Origin of the sequence: Polaribacter sp. PL03, assembly GCF_033875165.1 — a bacterium.
Classification (GTDB): domain Bacteria; phylum Bacteroidota; class Bacteroidia; order Flavobacteriales; family Flavobacteriaceae; genus Polaribacter.
On sequence record NZ_JAWZSV010000004.1, the window covers coordinates 36,512 to 51,749 of the forward strand.

General features: G+C 28.5%; 11 protein-coding genes and 3 tRNA genes. 13 read left to right on the forward strand and 1 reads right to left on the reverse strand.

All coding sequences use genetic code 11. The features are described from left to right. The first annotated feature begins 22 nt into the window (after positions 1 to 22). The 3 genes from SHK09_RS09010 to SHK09_RS09020 all read left to right on the forward strand — a co-directional run bounded on the left by SHK09_RS09010 (position 23) and on the right by SHK09_RS09020 (position 299). A tRNA-Ser gene (locus tag SHK09_RS09010) sits at positions 23 to 106 on the forward strand. 14 nt (positions 107 to 120) lie between these two features. After that, positions 121 to 195, forward strand: a tRNA-Pro gene (locus tag SHK09_RS09015). Between the two features lie 30 nt (positions 196 to 225). Then, positions 226 to 299 (forward strand) — tRNA-Arg (locus SHK09_RS09020). A gap of 338 nt (positions 300 to 637) precedes the next feature. Here SHK09_RS09020 and galE read toward each other — a convergent pair. Further along, entirely contained in the window at positions 638 to 1,669 is a 1,032-nt protein-coding gene (gene galE / locus SHK09_RS09025; RefSeq protein WP_319810450.1) for a UDP-glucose 4-epimerase GalE, read from the reverse strand. A gap of 101 nt (positions 1,670 to 1,770) precedes the next feature. Here galE and SHK09_RS09030 point away from each other — a divergent pair, with 101 nt between their 5' ends. The 10 genes from SHK09_RS09030 to SHK09_RS09075 all read left to right on the forward strand — a co-directional run bounded on the left by SHK09_RS09030 (position 1,771) and on the right by SHK09_RS09075 (position 15,236). Then, entirely contained in the window at positions 1,771 to 2,769 is a 999-nt protein-coding gene (locus SHK09_RS09030; RefSeq protein WP_319810451.1) for a GntR family transcriptional regulator, read from the forward strand. Position 2,770: 1 nt separating this feature from the next. Beyond that, entirely contained in the window at positions 2,771 to 3,667 is an 897-nt protein-coding gene (locus SHK09_RS09035) for an aldose 1-epimerase (RefSeq protein WP_319810452.1), read from the forward strand. Between the two features lie 10 nt (positions 3,668 to 3,677). Then, the gene (gene galK / locus SHK09_RS09040) at positions 3,678 to 4,826 is read left to right on the forward strand and encodes a galactokinase (protein ID WP_319810453.1); all 1,149 of its coding nucleotides are present in this window, start codon (positions 3,678 to 3,680) and stop codon (positions 4,824 to 4,826) included. An 18-nt stretch (positions 4,827 to 4,844) separates the two neighbouring features. After that, entirely contained in the window at positions 4,845 to 5,873 is a 1,029-nt protein-coding gene (locus tag SHK09_RS09045; RefSeq protein WP_319810454.1) for a UDP-glucose--hexose-1-phosphate uridylyltransferase, read from the forward strand. Positions 5,874 to 5,949: 76 nt separating this feature from the next. After that, positions 5,950 to 10,074: a two-component regulator propeller domain-containing protein gene (locus SHK09_RS09050; protein WP_319810455.1), complete on the forward strand. Its 4,125-nt coding sequence runs from the start codon at positions 5,950 to 5,952 to the stop codon at positions 10,072 to 10,074. Between the two features lie 112 nt (positions 10,075 to 10,186). Further along, complete coding sequence (locus SHK09_RS09055; protein WP_319810456.1) at positions 10,187 to 10,930, forward strand: T9SS type A sorting domain-containing protein; 744 nt, start codon at positions 10,187 to 10,189, stop codon at positions 10,928 to 10,930. Positions 10,931 to 10,949: 19 nt separating this feature from the next. Continuing rightward, positions 10,950 to 12,992, forward strand: a complete 2,043-nt coding sequence (locus tag SHK09_RS09060) for a T9SS type A sorting domain-containing protein (RefSeq protein ID WP_319810457.1) — start codon at positions 10,950 to 10,952, stop codon at positions 12,990 to 12,992. Positions 12,993 to 13,020: 28 nt separating this feature from the next. Next, the gene (locus SHK09_RS09065; protein ID WP_319810458.1) at positions 13,021 to 13,200 is read left to right on the forward strand and encodes a hypothetical protein; all 180 of its coding nucleotides are present in this window, start codon (positions 13,021 to 13,023) and stop codon (positions 13,198 to 13,200) included. Between the two features lie 188 nt (positions 13,201 to 13,388). After that, positions 13,389 to 13,748: a hypothetical protein gene (locus SHK09_RS09070; RefSeq protein ID WP_319810459.1), complete on the forward strand. Its 360-nt coding sequence runs from the start codon at positions 13,389 to 13,391 to the stop codon at positions 13,746 to 13,748. 12 nt (positions 13,749 to 13,760) lie between these two features. After that, positions 13,761 to 15,236 (forward strand): sulfatase, encoded by a 1,476-nt coding sequence (locus SHK09_RS09075; RefSeq protein ID WP_319810460.1) that lies wholly within the window; start codon positions 13,761 to 13,763, stop codon positions 15,234 to 15,236. Positions 15,237 to 15,238: the final 2 nt, after the last annotated feature.

The window sequence follows — 15,238 nt, forward strand, 5'->3', positions numbered from 1 at the left end:
AACTGCGGTAAGTTCATTAATAGGAGAGGTGCCAGAGCGGTAATGGAGCAGATTGCTAATCTGTCGACGGGTAACTGTCGCCAGGGTTCGAGTCCCTGTCTCTCCGCAATTTTATTTACTCGGGGTGTAGCGTAGCCCGGTCATCGCGCCTCGTTTGGGACGAGGAGGTCGCAGGTTCGAATCCTGCCACCCCGACACAGTTGTACGTAGCAACTTTAAAACCACGGGCTCTTAGCTCAGCTGGATAGAGCACCTCCCTTCTAAGGAGGCGGTCGAAGGTTCGAATCCTTCAGGGCTCACTTAAACCTTACTAGAAATAGTAAGGTTTTTTGTTGTTCTAAACTTTTTTTAAGGATAGATATATTAATCTGTTTGGTGAAAAAATATAACTAAGGTTTTAGTAGTATGATGTTCAGATTTTTTTTAATTTAAATAGTTCTTTTTACAAAGTGTTTAATAATAAGATTTGAAGATTTTTATATATTAGAAAAATTTTCTTTGAATCTGAAGTATTCTTTTAAAAGCTATAGTGTTTTGTATAGCTTATTTTTTGTTTAATCATAAAAGGTTAAATAAAAAATAAGCTAATAACATCTTCCTGTTTTAGAGTTGGTCTTATTTTTAAAGAGAAATGAGTTTACTTTGTCTTATTTCTTAGTTTCTGTTCCCAGTTCCAAGAAGAAAGTATCATTTCATTTAAGGTTTTACTTGCAGTCCATCCTAGTTTTTGTTTTGCTAAGTCTGTAGAGGCATATAATTTTGGTACATCTCCGGCTCTTCTTTCTACAATTTCATAATTAAGTTTAGAGTTTGTAACATCTTCAAAAGAATGTATCACATCTAAAACAGAAAAGCCATTTCCTGTTCCTAAATTAAAAATCTCAAGTGCTTTTTCTTGTTCTTTTTTAATTATTCTTTTTACTGCTAAAACATGCGCTTTTGCTAAATCTACTACGTGTATGTAATCTCTTATAGGTGTTCCGTCTTTAGTTGGGTAATCATTACCATAAACCATCAATTTTTCTCTTAAGCCAACTGCAGTTTGTGTAATGTAAGGCATTAAATTATTTGGAATTCCACTTGGTAATTCGCCAATTAAACCAGATTCATGTGCGCCAATAGGATTAAAATAGCGTAATGAAATGGCAGCAAAATTTGGATTTGATTTTATAAGGTCGTCTAAAATTTCTTCTGCTACTTTTTTAGTGTTTCCATAAGGAGAAAAAGGACGTTGTGTTTCATTTTCTTCTGTGATTGGTAAGGTTTCTGGTGTACCGTAAACAGTTGCAGATGAAGAGAAAATAAAGCCATTAATATTATTTTCTACTTGTGCAGAAAGTGTATTTAATAATGAATATAAGTTGTTTTTATAATACATTAAAGGTTTTTGAACAGATTCGCCAACAGCTTTATGAGCAGCAAAATGTATTACTGCTTTTGTGTCTTTATGATTACTAAATACTTCTTTGGTTTTAGTCTCATTTTTCAAATCGATGTTTATAAAAGTGGGTTTTACTCCTGTAATTTTTTCAATTCTACTTAAAGTTTCTTCAGTAGAATTAGATAAGTCATCTAAAATTACAACCTCAAAGTTATTTTCGATCAGTTCTATTACTGTATGAGAACCAATGTAACCACAACCACCCGTAACTATTATTTTATTTTTCATTATTAATGTTTTTATTACACTACAATAATAGTGAAAATTATATTAAAAACTACCAGTACCTACTAGTTGTTTTTTGTGGAAAAAGGTTATACATTTGTAAAATGGAGATTGTGTTACTAAATAAAAATTCTAAAGTACCTAAGTATAAACAAATAGTTACTTCTATTGAAAAAGCTATTACAGATGGCCTTTTGAAGAAAGGAGATAAGTTACCATCGTTAAATACTATTAAAGATAAGAATTCTCTTTCTAGAGATACTGTTTTAACGGCTTTTAATGAACTTAAAAATCGTGGCATTATTAATTCTGTAGTAGGAAAAGGATACTATGTTTATAGTGAAGATGTAGATGTTGCTAAGAAAATATTTTTACTTTTTGATGAATTAAATTCTTTTAAAGAAGACTTGTATAACTCTTTTTTAGAGAATTTAGGAGATGATAATCAGGTAGATATTTTTTTTCATCATTTTAATAATGAGGTTTTTAGTAAGTTGATACATGATAATTTAGGTAATTATAGTCATTATGTAATTATGCCAGCAAATTTAATTGGCACTAAAGATGTTGTTCAGAATTTGCCCAAAGACAAAGTGTATATTTTAGATCAAGTTCCAGAAGAACTTTCTGAATATCCAGCAATTTATCAAAATTTTGAGATAGATATTTATAACGGACTTTTAGACGGTATTAAAGAATTAAAGAATTATAACAAATTAATATTATTATTTTCTGATGAAAAACAACCCAAAGGAATTTTAAAAGGTTTTAAGAAGTTTTGCATAGAAAATAATATTAAAAACGAAATTATTACTTCATTAAATGATAGAATTCCAGAAAAAGGAGAAGTATATTTTGTTTTAGATGATAAAAATTTGATTCGAATTATAAAAAAAATTAAGCAAGAAAATTTAGTTTTAGCAAAAGAAATTGGTTTAATTTCTTTTAATGATACTATCCTAAAAGAAGTTGTTGCAGATGGTATTACAACTATTTCTACAAATTTTAATTTAATGGGAAAAAAATTAGCTCATATGATTTTGAATAATGAAGACCTAAGAATGGCTAATATTAGTAATTTTATTAAAAGAAAATCGTTGTAAAATGTTTAAAGTTGATACAATATTTAATGGAGATTCAAATTTTTTAGAGTTAAAAAATACAGATGAAAGTAGCAAAGCAATAATTTCTCTAAATGAAGGAGGAAGGCTTAAAGGACTTACTTTTAACAACATTAAAGTTGTAAAAGATCTTTCTAATTTTGAGTATAAAAACTCCTTTGCTTCATCAATATTGTTCCCTTTTGCAAATAGGATAGAAAACGGGAAGTATTCTTTTAAAGATGAAAAACATCAATTTAATTGTAATGAAAATGGTAGGGAAAATGCCTTACATGGTTTAATTTTCGATAAGAAATTTCAATTTAAAGAAAAAGATGTTGGTGTAAATAAATGTTCTGTAACACTTTTCTATGATGAAAATAAAAAGGTAAAAGGTTTTCCTTTTACATACACCATTTTCTTAACCTACACTTTAACCGCAAAAGATTTAAGCCTTACTGTAGCCATAAAAAATACAGACAATAATTCCTTTCCTTTTATTTTAGGTTGGCATCCATATTTTTATAGTGATAATTTAAAGACAAGTTCTTTAAATTTTAAAAGTGATAAAAAAGTGATGTTCAATGAAAATTTAATAACTAAAGAAATTATTGAATATAAAAGTGATTCAGAATTTAAAATTGAAGACAAACAATTAGATGATTGTTTTATTTTAAACTCTAATAGAATTGATTTTAATACGCCTAATTACCAATTAGAAATAACATCAAATGCAAAAGATAACTTTTTGCAAATGTATACACCTAAAGATTTACCGTTAATTGCTATTGAGCCAATGACAGGTATTTCTAATAGTTTTAATAATAAGATTGGTTTACAGGTTTTAGAGCCTAATAGTACCTATTCTTTAACTTGGAAAGTAAAAATTAATATCAACTAAACTTACAAATATGAGTGCAGCAATAATAAAAGAAGTAAAAACAGCCTTTATACAAAAATTTAAAAAAGAACCTTTACTTGTTTTTTCTCCTGGAAGAATAAACATAATAGGAGAACATACAGATTATAATGGAGGTTTTGTTTTTCCTGCTGCAGTAGACAAAGGAATTGCAGCTGCTGTTGAAAAAAGTAATACAGGTAGTTGCACTGCGATTGCTTTAAATTTAGATAGTACTGTAGAATTTGAATTAGATAAATTAAGACCGTCTAAAGAAGGAAGTTGGGAAAATTACGTTTTTGGCGTTGTTGCAGAAATTCAGAATAGAAATAAAATTATAGGAGATTTTAATATTATTTTTAAAGGTAATATACCTGGTGGCGCTGGTATGTCGTCATCAGCAGCATTAGAAAATAGTGTAGTTTTTGGCTTAAATGAATTGTTTAATTTAGGTTTAACTAAAACAGAAATGATATTAATTTCACAGAAAGCAGAGCATAATTATGTGGGCGTAAAGTGTGGTATTATGGATCAGTATGCAAGTATGTTTGGTGTTAAAAATAATGCCTTGTTATTAGATTGTAAAACAATAGAAGCAATTCCTTTTGAAATAGATTTTAAAGATCATGAATTAATGTTGATAAACACAAACGTAAAACATAGTTTGTCTGATAGTGCATATAATGATAGAAGATCTGCATGTGAAAGTATTGCAGAATTATTAAATATAGAAACATTAAGGGAAGCTACGGAAGAAGATTTAGAAGGTATAATAGATAAAGTTACACCAGAAAATTATCAGAAAGGGTTATATGTAATTCAAGAAATAGAAAGAACTCAAAAAGCAGCAAAAGCAATTAAAGAGAATGATTTAGAAAAGCTAGGTGCTTTAATTTATAGTTCTCACAATGGCTTACAACATCAATATAAAGTAAGTTGTGATGAGTTAGATTTTTTGGTAGATCAAGCAAAGAAAAACAAGCACGTTTTAGGAGCTAGAATGATGGGTGGTGGTTTTGGTGGTTGTACTATTAATTTAATTGCAAAAAGCGAATCAAAAGCTTTTGCAGATTCTGCATCAAAAGCATATAAAAATAAATTTAATACACCTTGTTCTGTCTATTTTGTAGCACTTTCTGAAGGAACACATTTGGTAAAATAATCAACTAAAAAAAATAAAATGGAAAATAATAATTTACAAGATTACTCACATAAAAGGTTTAATATTTTAACAGGAGAATGGGTTTTAGTTTCTCCTCATAGAGCAAAACGCCCTTGGCAAGGTCAGAATGAAGAAATCTCTAATGAAAAAAGACCAGCTTATGACGAAAGCTGTTATTTATGTGCTACCAATAAAAGAATGAACGGTGAAATAAACCCTGATTATAAAGATGTTTTTGTTTTTACTAATGATTTTGCTGCGCTTCAAAAAGATTCGCCTTCTTTTTCTGTAAATGATGGGTTATTAAAAGCAAAAAGTGAAACAGGTATTTGTAAAGTAATTTGTTTTAGTCCAGATCACTCTAAAAGTTTGGCAGAAATGGAAGTGGAAGACATTAAAAAAGTGGTGCACACTTGGCAAAATGAGTATGCTACTTTAGGAGAAAATGAAGCGATAAATTATGTGCAAATTTTCGAAAATAAAGGTGCAGTAATGGGGTGTAGTAATCCGCATCCTCATGGGCAAATATGGAGTCAATCTACTTTGCCAAATGAAGTTGATAAAAAAGACAAGAATCAAAAAGAATATTTCATTAAAAATAATTCGAGCCTTTTAGGAGATTATTTAAAACAAGAGTTAGAAGCAAAAGAAAGAATTATTTTTGAAAATGATGATTTTGTAGTGTTAATTCCTTTTTGGGCAATTTGGCCTTTTGAAGCTATGATAGCTCCTAAAAAATCTCAAAAGAGTATTTTAGAACTATCAGATACTGAAGCAAAAAATTATGCACAAGCAATTTCTGTAATTACACAAGTGTATGACAAGTTATTTAATACTTCTTTCCCTTATTCTAGTGGAATACATCAAGCACCAACAAATGGAATAGATAACTCTCATTGGCATTGGCATATGAGTTTTTATCCACCATTATTAAGAAGTGCAACGGTAAAGAAATTTATGGTTGGTTATGAAATGTTTGGCTCTCCACAAAGAGATATTACAGCAGAAATTGCAGCGAATAGATTAAAAGAATTAGTTAATGTATAATAAGTAAAAAGCAATTCTGTTAGAGAATACTTTTGTATATTAATTGTTTTTATTAAGTTTTTTATACATTCAAATATTGAAGAAAGTTATTATATTGTTTACGGTTTTGTTTCTAAGTATACTAAAAGTAGATGCTCAGGAATCAAATATAGAATATGTAAAAAAAATAACAATATCAGACGGGTTAGCACATAATGGTGTTTCGTCAATTTTAGAAGATTCTGATGGTTTTTTGTGGATTGCTAGCTACGACGGACTAAATAGGTATGATGGAAAAAACTTAATTACCTATAAGAATACTACAGATATAGATATTCTTACAAGTAACAGAGTTCGAGCTTTAGCAGAAGATAAAAATAAAAATATTTGGATTGGTACTGATGAAGGATTAACAATTTACAATACTAAACAAGAAACTTTTTTTAAGGCATTCACAAACAAGCAATCTAATAAAAAAGGTAGCGGACCAATTATTAGAAAAATTCTCATAACAAGAAAAGGAGACCTAATTTATTGCTTAACAGAAGGAAGTGGTGTTTTGGTTTTTGATGCTAATTATAATCTATTAAAAAACCTGTTTAAAAAAGATGTTTTTTTAAAAGATATAATGTTTTATGATGCGCTAGAGTTAGATAATGGCACTATTGTTTTCGCAAGTTCAAAAGGTCTTAATTTATACACAAAAGAGAAAAATTTAATAACTAATAGAATTCTTCCATTAGAAATTGATGCCGCTAGTTCTATTGTAAAAGTTAATGATTCTACTTTTATAACTACACTTACAGCAGGTATAGCTATTCTTAACTTAAATAAAAAAAATAGATTTGTTTTAAGAAAAAAGTTGCTTACAAAGAATAACTTTAAAAGTATTAAATTCGATACAGAAGGTGATTTGTGGTTAGGTACTATAGATAATGGTATTATTAAATTAGAAAATTTTAAGTCCTTTTTAGATTCAGGTTTTATAACTAATTATAAAGAAAAAGTATTTACAGATAATCTAGATAGGTTAAGAATAAGTAGTATTATTTCTTCTTCTAATAATAATATTTGGGTTGGTACTTTTAATGAAGGTTTGTACCAATTTAATAGTAAAGAAAATGTATTTAAAATACATAGAAAAAATAAAAAAGAAAATCATATAATATCTCCTGTAGGAGTTGGTTTTATCTCAAAATATGATATAGATAAAGTTATTATTGTTAACTTTTCTGGTGAGATAGGTTTATATAATACTTCTACAGAAAGTTTTGAAGCGTTACCTTTTACACTTCCTAAAAACTTTAAACTAAGTGGTGCTTTTGTAGATAGCAAAAAAAACATTTGGTTAAAAGTTAATGAAAAATCTGGTTTATTTCTTGTTAGAAAAGGAAGTGAAAAGATTGAACAAATAAAACATAAAGTTTTAAGAAATATTGAGAAGGCTATCTTTAGATCTTTTAGTGAAGACCAAAATGGAAATATTTGGGCGGGTACTAAAAACAATGTTTTTAAAATAACTTTAAATAGCAAAAGTAATGTTGAAGACATAGAAGAATTAAAATCAAATTCTTTTTTTAAAGCAAACAAATTAGCACCTGTTAGGTATGTTTATGCAGATTATTTTAAAAATTATATTTGGATTGGTTCTAGGCAAGGTTTATTCAGAGTAGAAAATAAAAATAATGTAGCTTTAAAAGATCAAATTATAAGTAAATACACAAAAGATGAAAATAAGAAAAACTCTCTTTTAAGTAATTTTGTTACTTCTATAGTTAGATTGCCTAATGAAGAGCTATGGCTTAGTACAGAAAATGGTGGTATTTGCAAAGTTTTAGAAAACGAAATTTCATTAGAATTTATTTCATATACAGAAAAAGAAGGTTTATCTAACAATGCCGCTAAAAGTATTTTATTTGATGGTGAACATGGTCTTTGGGTTTCTACTAACATTGGTCTTAATAAATTTGATTTAAAAAGTAAAAAGTTTAGAAGGTTTAATTTAGCCGACGGTTTGCCTTTTGAAGATTTCTGGTTTGCATCAGAAAAATTAGATAATGGTATTTTACTATTTTCCGGATTAGATGGTTTTACTTACTTTAATCCACAAAATATTATAAAGGATGAAAAATTACCGAAAATATACTTAAATAATTTTAATATTTTTAACAAACTGATACATCCTGGTGATACGATAAATAAAAGAGTTTTACTTTCTAAAAGAATTTCTGAACAAGAAAAAATAACATTAAAATACAATGAAAATGTCTTTTCATTCGAGTTATTAAGCCTTCACTTTTCAAATCCTAAAAATCATAACATAAGATACAGACTGTCTAATGTAGATAAAGATTGGGTAGAATTACCTTCAAATGAAAATAATATTAGATATAGTGGTCTTCAACCAGGTAAATACGAGTTTAGCTACATGGCCTCGAATTCTTTAAATGAATGGACAGAGCCCAATAAACTGTTAATAATTATTACCTCTCCTTTTTGGAAAACATACTGGGCATATTTATTATATGCTATATTATTGTTTTTACTAATTTATGCAATTATTTATTCAATTACTAAAATTCAATCTTTACAACATAAAGTAGAAATAGAAAAATTAGAAACAGATACTGCAAAAAAATTAAACGAATCTAAATTACGTTTCTTTTCTAATATTTCTCATGAAATTAAAACGCCTATAACTTTAATCTCAAGTCCTATTGAAATTCTTTCAAATAGATATAAAAATAACCTAGATGTTTCTCTAAAGTTAGGCTTAGTACAAAGACAAATTAAGAAAATTCAGCAACTAGTAGATCAAGTTCACGATTTTAGAAGAGCAGATGCTAATCTTTTAAAAATGAATTATTCTAGATTTAATTTTAATGGTTTAGTAGATGATTTAGCAAAAGATTTTAACTTTTTAGCGAAAAAAGATAACAAAGAATTTAGCTGTTCCTCAATAGAGAAAAATATTATTGTTTCTGCAGATAAAGATAAAATTCAAAAAATAATAAATAATTTAATAAGTAATGCTTTTAAATATACTAAACCAAACGACACTATAAAAATTGAATATAGAAGTGATGAAAAAGATTTAATTATAACTGTTACCGATTCTGGTATGGGAATAGAGGAAGAAGATTTATCGCACGTTTTCGAGCGTTTTTATCAATCTCAATCCATACAAAAAGAACACATTTCTGGTTCAGGAATTGGTTTGGCTTTTACTAAAAAATTAGTAGAAATGCATTATGGTTATATAAGTGCAGAAAGTGTAATTAATGAAGGAACAGTAATAACAATTCAACTACCAATAGCAAAAAAACAAATTGAGGAAGATGAAATTGTAGATGAAGTTATAGAGTTACCTGAAGAGAAAGAAGTTACAATTGATAAAAGTTTTATACAAAAAGAAGTTTTGTCAGATATAAAAATAAGCAGCGATTTTTCTAATACATTAATTTTTTATGCTGAAGATAATTTAGAAATGAGAAATTATGTTTCAGATATTCTTTCTAAATATTTTAAAATTAAAGTATTTAGAGACGGTAAAGAATGTTTAGATGCCTTAGAAAATGAGTGGCCAGATATTGTTATTAGCGATGTTCAAATGCCAGTTTTAAATGGGTTAGATTTATGTATAAGTATCAAATCAAATTTAAAAACAAGTCATATTCCTGTTATTTTATTAACCGGGTTATCTAATATAGAAGATCATGTTAGGGGTATAAGAGATGGTGCAGATGCGTATATAAAAAAGCCTTTTAATGTACAGCGTTTAGTAACTAATATCGAAGCATTATTAATTAATAGAAAACAGTTAAGAGAAAGGTTTCAAGTTGGTATTCCTTTAACAAAAGAAAACAATAAAAATAATAGAAATGATAATGCTTTTCTAGAAAAACTATATAGTATTATTGAAGAAAATTTAGATAACCAAGATTTCGACATCAATAGTCTTGCAAGAGAATTGTATTTAAATAGAACACATTTTTATCAAAAAGTAAAAGAACTTACTAATCAAACACCTTTTGAAATTTTAAAAACGTATCGTTTAAAAAAGGCTGCTCAATTATTATCTCAAGAAAGATTGTCTGTAAATGAAGTTTTTGCAATGACAGGTTTTAAAAACAGACATCATTTTTCTAAAACTTTTAAGAAAATGTACAATGTTTCACCAAGTAAGTTTGGTGAAGAAAAAAACGAAGAACATACTTCTTAGGCCCCTAATTACTATTATTTTATACTTATAGACACTTCTTGTTTACTATAAACCTCTTTTTTTATGGTGTTTAGTTGTTGCTTTGAAAGCAAATCAATTAAATATAACAAACATGAAAAAAAGAATACTTAAAAGATTATTACTAGCTATTGTTTTAACAATAAGCTCATTATTTTACGCACAAACACCAAGAGATTTTAATTTTGATACTGATGAAGAAGGATTTTTACTACCAGGTGGCTCTTCTTTTGTGGTTGAAGGAGGTTTTTTAAAAGTGACTCCGTCTGGAGCAAGTAGCAATACTCAAATTAGAAAAAATGCTGTAGATGTTGGTTCTGCTGGTGAATTATCTAGAGTTATAATTACACTTAAAAATGCTACTAATGCAACAACAATGCAGCTAAAAAAAAGTGGGACGTTAATTGTAGGTAATATAACTATTTCGGCAAATGATACATCTGTAAAACAATATGTAATTGATGTGCCTAGTGGAAATACAGATTGGGTTGGTAGTTTACAATTAAGGTTACAATTTGTAGAAGATGGAACCAACTTTATAAGCGGAGTTATAGAGGTAGATAGAATTCAAGTTGGAGATTCGTCTATTTTAAGTGTAGAAAAAAACACATTAGAAGGCGTTCATATATATCCAAATCCTGTTTCAAAGAAATTACAAGTTAATACTTTGGAAGGTGGAGAAATTAGCTTGTATACTATTTTAGGATCAAAAATAATATCAACTACTACAAAATCTGTTAATTATACAGTAGATACTTCAAATATAAAATCTGGTATTTATTTGTTGAAAATAATATCTAAAGGTAAATCTTTTACACAAAAGCTAATCGTAGAATAATTTCAAAAATCAATTTATTATGAAAACAACAAAACAAAAAAGTTTGAAACTTTTTATTTTATGCTTTTTCTTTTTAGGTTTAAGTATTAATGCCCAACATTTTACTTTTGACACCTCTGTAGGTGATGTTAAAGATCAAGCTACATCTGTTACAATGACCTATAAAAAAGCAGCTACAGAAGGACATACAGGTATTCTAGAAATGACTACAGTTGTAGGTAAAGCAGCATCAAGAATAACTCTTTCTCATGCAGGTATGTCTATTAATTCTGTTAATAGCTGGGTTAAAATTGTGTATAAGGCACAAACGGGATTTGAGCCTAAAAAATTTAGAGTGAATAATGGAAATGGTAATATTACATCTCCTGAAGTTATCATCGCAAATGATACTTGGCAAACTTATTGGTTTGATTTAAGTGGAGAAGGAAACTGGACAGGAGTAAGTAATGTGTTTTTCTTTTTAACAGGAGGAGACACTTCTACAGGAACCTTTAAAATGGAAATTGATGAAATTTCTTTTGTAACAAGAACTACAGTAGATGGTGCTATACCAACAACTGCTAATGCTAGTATAAATATAGAGCATGCTGTTACATCTGCTTTAGATATTACTATTGCAGCTAATACAACTTATAGAATTGAACCAAATAAATCTCTAGACATTACAGGTAATTTAACTACAAACAATGGTTTAAGTATAGAGTCTGGTGGAAGTTTAAAAGTTAATGGTACTTCTACAGGAAATATTACTTATAAGAGAAATTTAGGAACAACAAATTGGTATTTAGTTTCTTCACCAGTTGTGGGGCAGAGTATTGTAGATTTTTATACAAATTCAACATTAGCACTTGGTACTGGTGCAGGAAATGCTCAAAACGTAGCAATTGCACCTTATAAAAATAATGAAGCAGATGTTAATGATAGATGGGCGTATTATGTAGAAGGTCTGTTAGATGGAGAAGATGGAGATGATGTTACAGATACATTTGCTTCAGGATCTGGTTATACTGTTAAGTTACAGTCAAGTCAAGATATTTATTTTACAGGAACCATGCAAACATCAAATGTGCCTGTAACTTTACAAATGGGAGGAACTTCTGGCACTAATTTTAATGCACTAGGAAATCCTTTTCCTTCATTTATAAACGGAGCTACTTTTTTAAGTGCAGAAACACTAGATTTAGATTCAGAAACTGCTTGGGTTTTTAATCAATTAACAGGTAATTATGACACGAAGACTTCAATGGGAAACCCTGGTTTTAAAATTGCTCCAGGACAAGGTTTTTTTGTAGAAGCTAGCGCTACAAATGATGTATTATTTACTACAAGTATTCAATCAGTAGAATCTACAGATACTTTTCAAAAAACAGCATCAAGAACAGAAATATTTTTAAATCTAGAAAGTAATAATATATCTAAAAAAGCTAGAATTTTGTATGATAGTAATGCAACCTTAGGTTTTGATAATGGTTACGATGGTAAAATGTTTGAAGGTGTATCTTCAGATTTGGAAATTTACACACATCTATTACAAAACAACAATGGTGTTAAATATGATTTGCAAATAGTACCAAATTCAAACTTAGAAACAACGGTAATACCTGTAGGTTTAAAAGTACAAGCGGGCTTAATTAATTTTTCTGCGGAATCTTTAAACTTACCAATCGATATTAAGGTCTTTTTAGAAGATAGAGTAAAAAAAGTGTTTACACGCTTAGATAAAGCAAACAGCAATTATGAAGTTACTTTATCTGAAGCTTTAAATGGAGTAGGTCGTTTTTATTTACATACTTCAGCAAAAAGTTCTTTATCTGTTGATATTATAGAATTACAAGGGGTAAGTATTTTTAAGTCTAATGCATCCACTTTAAAAATTGAAGGTTTACAACAAGGTAAAGCATCGGTGTCTTTATTTAATATTCAAGGAAAACAAATACTAAGTTCATCTTTTGAAGCTAATGGAGTGAAAGAAATTTCATTACCAAAATTAACTGCAGGTGTTTATTTTGTTCAGTTAACTACTGAAGATGGTAAATTGAATAAGAAAATCATTCTAGAATAATAAACGAGAATTTTAAAGACAAGACATCATGAAAAACCAAATTAAAAATACTCAAAACAAAAAACAAGAGATTTCTCGTAAAGAAGCAATTACAAAGATTGGTAATTATGGTAAATATGCAGCCTTAACTGCATTGGGTACGTATCTAATTTTAAGTCCGCAGAAAGCGCAAGCACAAAGTCCAGAAGTTCCGGGAACTGGTTTTTAGAAAAAGAAAAAATTAAAATTGAAAACCTCTTAAGTCTTAATCTTAAGAGGTTTTTATGTGAAGTAATGTTACTAATTCTAACAAAATTACTCACAACACCCAGAGATGTATCGTTAAACACATGTATGCTATAAGTTAAACATACTTTAGATTTAAATAAAAAACGATACAACATAACTAAAAGAATAATGACAATAACTAAAGTCTGTTTTACATTTCTTATTTTAATTAATTCATTAAATATTTATGCTCAAATAGACAATGAAGCTAATTTTTATAGTGCTATTGGGAATGCAGATTTTAATAAAAATTTAGTTTCAGCTTATCCTGTAGATAAAAATTTTAATATAAATGATAGTGTTTTATTACTAAAAACGATAGATGCTGTTTTTGCTAATGGAAGAGGTTTTTTAACAATTTCTAACGGTAATTATTCTTTTAGAACTATTAATGTAAAATCGAACGCTTATATAAAAATTTATTTGAGAACTTTTAAATCAGTTTTTTATTTTATTAGAGTTCTCTGTAACAAAAGTTCTATTGTTTAAAAAAAAATAAAAATGAAATTTAAAAATAACTTTCCTTTAAAGCTGCTATTCATATTTACTGCAATAATTTTTGTTGGTTGTTCTAAAAAACAAAAAGAAGTAGCTCTAATAGCCAAAAGCAATCAACCAAACATTATATTATTTGTAGCAGACGATCATGGTACAGATGCAATTGGTGCTTACGGAAATCCTATTATAAAAACACCAAATTTAGATAAATTAGCCACAGAAGGTGTAAAGTTTACAAACGCTTACTGTACCAGTGCAAGTTGTGCTGCAAGTAGATCTGTTATTCTATCTGGTAAATTTGGTCATGCAACAGGTTCTTATGGTCATGTGCATGATTATCATCATTTTAGTACTTATGATAGAGAAACGTCTTTACCAGTAATTATGGAATCTGCAGGGTATGAAACTGCACGAATAGGTAAATATCATGTAGCGCCAGAAAAAGTATACCATTTTAATACGGTTTTAGAAGCAGATCCTAGAAATACAGTAGCAATGGCAGAAGCTTGTGCAGATGTTTTAAAATCTGATAAACCATTTTTCTTATATTTTTGTACAGATGATCCTCATAGAGGTCACCCTTTTGAGCCAGAACAATGGGATGTTCCTAACAGTTTTGGAAATAAAAAAGAAGGATATAAAGATGTTGAAACTATTGTTTATGATCCAAAAGATGTTTTAGTACCTTCTTTTTTACCAGACACAAAACAAACGAGAGAGGAAATTGCACAATACTACCAAAGTGTTTCTAGAATAGACCAAGGTTTTGGGAAGTTAATGAAAATGTTAAAGCAAACCGGTAAGGATAAAAATACTATTGTTATTTATATATCAGATAATGGAATGGCTTTTCCTGGAGCAAAAACTACGGTTAATGAACCCGGAATTAAATTACCTTGTATTATAAAAGACCCAACTAAAGATATAAAAAACGCGACAAATGAAGCAATGGTTTCTTGGGTAGATTTAGCGCCAACTATTTTAGATATGGCAAAAATCGATTTTAAAAAGGAACAATTTCATGGTACATCTTTCAATTCAATTTTAGATAAAAGTGAAGTTGAAGGTTGGGATGAAATTTATGCATCTCATACGTTTCATGAAATAACCATGTATTATCCAATGAGAGTTGTAAGAAGTAAGAATTATAAATTAATTTGGAACATAGCATATAGATTAGAATATCCTTTTGCATCAGATTTATGGGCGTCTTCTACTTGGCAAAGTATTTACAAGAATAACATTGAGTATTTCGGTCCAAAAACTGTAAAAGAATTTCTTTTTAGACCAGAATTTGAATTGTATGATTTAGAAAAAGATGCAGCTGAATTAAACAATTTAGCTGTTAAGAAAGAATTCGAAATGGTTTTAGAAGAAATGAAAACTAAAATGAAGAAATTTCAAACAAAAACACAAGATCCTTGGGCAATTATGTGGAGTCATGATGCATCTTTACAAGGTTCTGGTGTTAACTTATAAAA

Bases quoted from the DNA above. Each gene is read 5' to 3' on its own strand.
- SHK09_RS09065 (WP_319810458.1), top strand. From the start codon at position 13,021: ATGAAAAACCAAATTAAAAATACTCAAAACAAAAAACAAGAGATTTCT.
- SHK09_RS09070 (WP_319810459.1), top strand. From the start codon at position 13,389: ATGACAATAACTAAAGTCTGTTTTACATTTCTTATTTTAATTAATTCA.
- SHK09_RS09045 (WP_319810454.1), top strand. From the start codon at position 4,845: ATGGAAAATAATAATTTACAAGATTACTCACATAAAAGGTTTAATATT.
- SHK09_RS09030 (WP_319810451.1), top strand. From the start codon at position 1,771: ATGGAGATTGTGTTACTAAATAAAAATTCTAAAGTACCTAAGTATAAA.
- galK (WP_319810453.1), top strand. From the start codon at position 3,678: ATGAGTGCAGCAATAATAAAAGAAGTAAAAACAGCCTTTATACAAAAA.
- galE (WP_319810450.1), bottom strand. From the start codon at position 1,669: ATGAAAAATAAAATAATAGTTACGGGTGGTTGTGGTTACATTGGTTCT.
- SHK09_RS09055 (WP_319810456.1), top strand. From the start codon at position 10,187: ATGAAAAAAAGAATACTTAAAAGATTATTACTAGCTATTGTTTTAACA.
- SHK09_RS09035 (WP_319810452.1), top strand. From the start codon at position 2,771: ATGTTTAAAGTTGATACAATATTTAATGGAGATTCAAATTTTTTAGAG.
- SHK09_RS09060 (WP_319810457.1), top strand. From the start codon at position 10,950: ATGAAAACAACAAAACAAAAAAGTTTGAAACTTTTTATTTTATGCTTT.
- SHK09_RS09075 (WP_319810460.1), top strand. From the start codon at position 13,761: ATGAAATTTAAAAATAACTTTCCTTTAAAGCTGCTATTCATATTTACT.